This is a genomic window from Mesorhizobium sp. M1A.F.Ca.IN.020.06.1.1 (assembly GCF_004023265.1).
In the GTDB taxonomy this organism is placed as follows: domain Bacteria; phylum Pseudomonadota; class Alphaproteobacteria; order Rhizobiales; family Rhizobiaceae; genus Mesorhizobium.
In genome coordinates this window covers 1-1,707 of the sequence record NZ_RZSR01001131.1, presented here as the reverse complement: position 1 = coordinate 1,707, position 1,707 = coordinate 1, and the positions used below count along the sequence as shown (strand labels likewise).

The following is a 1,707-nucleotide window of genomic DNA, read 5'->3' as shown; positions in this document are numbered from 1 at the left end:
CCTTGCGGGGGAGATGGCCGGCAGGCCAGAGGGGGGTGTGGAGGATCTCGGCCTTGCCGCCGTTGATCTGATCGTCGGTGCGGCGCGATGACAATCGCCGCTGTTCAATCCAAGCCCGTGCCCGCCATCCTGCCCGGCAACGGCGGCATGCGCGGGGCGCTCTCCGACCTCTTCTGGCGCCGGCCGATACTTCTCTTGCTGCTCATGCTGCTGCCGCCGCTTCTGTGGCTGGGCATCGTCTATATAGGCTCGCTTTTCGCGCTGCTTTTGCAGAGCTTTTTCTCGATCGACGAGTTCTCCGGCCTGATCAACCGCGAGTTCACGCTGAAGACCTATGGCGACCTGTTCCAGGCCGCCAATCTCGACATCATCCTGCGCACGGTGACGATGGCGGCGCTCGTGACGCTCGCCTCCGCGGTCATCGCGTTCCCCATCGCCTATTACGCGGCGCGCTATGCGCGCGGCCGCTGGAAGGCGCTGTTCTATCTCGGCGTCATGCTGCCGCTCTGGTCGAGCTATCTGGTCAAGATCTACGCCTGGAAACTGATCCTCGCCAAGGAAGGCATTCTCACTTGGCTGTTAGGCAAGCTCGGCCTGCTATGGCTGCTCGAGGCCTGGCTGTCGTTGCCGATCGTTGGCGGCAACTCGCTGTCGGTCTCCTTCACCGGCACCTTCATCGTCTTCGTCTATGTCTGGCTGCCGTTCATGATCCTGCCTGTGCAGGCGGCGCTGGAACGCGTCCCCGGCAACCTCGTCGAGGCCTCGTCCGATCTCGGCGCCTCGCCCGGCCAGACCTTTCGTAACGTGCTCTTCCCGCTGGCGCTGCCGGGCATCGTCGCCGGCTCGATCTTCACCTTCTCGCTGACATTGGGCGACTACATCATCCCGCAGATCATCGGCACCTCGCGCCTGTTCATCGGCCAGGCCGTCTATTCGCAGCAAGGCACCGCCGGCAACATTCCTTTAGCCGCCGCCTTCACCGTGGTGCCCATCGTCTTCATGGGCTTCTATCTGTGGGGCGCCAAGCGCATGGGAGCTTTCGATGCGCTCTGATCGCGGCCAATCCGCTCCGCTCGGGCTGAAGATCGCCGCCGCCTGCGGCCTGCTCTTCCTGCATCTGCCGATCCTTTTGATCTTCGTCTATGCCTTCACCACCGAAGAGAAGAGTTTTGTGTGGCCGCCACCGGGTTTGACCACGCAATGGTTCGCCGTCACCTGGAACAGGCCGGATGTCTGGGAGGCGCTGTCGCTGTCGATCCGCGTCGCTGCCATTTCGACCGCGATCGCGCTGGTTCTTGGCACGCTCTGCGCCGCTGCGGTTTCGCGCACGCGCTTCTTCGGCCGCGAGGCGATTTCATTGCTCGTCATCCTGCCGATCGCGCTGCCCGGCATCATCACCGGCATCGCGCTGCGCTCGGCTTTTGCGCTCGCCGACATCCCGTTCTCGTTCTGGACGATCGTGCTCGGCCACGCCACTTTCTGCGTGGTCGTCGTCTACAACAATGCCGTCGCCCGTTTTCGCCGCACCTCAGGCTCGATGATCGAGGCCTCGATGGATCTCGGCGCCGACGGTTTTCAGACGTTTAGGCATGTCGTGCTGCCCAACATTGCAACCGCGCTGCTTGCCGGCGGCATGTTGGCCTTTGCGCTGTCCTTCGACGAGGTCATCGTCACCACCTTCACCGCCGGCCAGCATCAGACTGTGCC

At 63.4% G+C, this 1,707-nt stretch carries 2 protein-coding genes; both read left to right on the top strand.

Translation table 11 applies throughout. The annotated features are described in order from the left end of the window. Window positions 1-147: 147 nt before the first annotated feature. Window positions 148-1,053 (top strand): ABC transporter permease, encoded by a 906-nt coding sequence (locus EOA60_RS31730; RefSeq protein ID WP_206522089.1) that lies wholly within the window; start codon window positions 148-150, stop codon window positions 1,051-1,053. After that, the coding region (locus tag EOA60_RS31725) for an ABC transporter permease (protein ID WP_164899720.1) at window positions 1,043-1,707 on the top strand (665 nt) is incomplete at its 3' end. The genes EOA60_RS31730 and EOA60_RS31725, both read left to right, overlap by 11 nt.

Bases quoted from the DNA above. Each gene is read 5' to 3' on its own strand.
- EOA60_RS31730 (WP_206522089.1), top strand. From the start codon at position 148: ATGCGCGGGGCGCTCTCCGACCTCTTCTGGCGCCGGCCGATACTTCTC.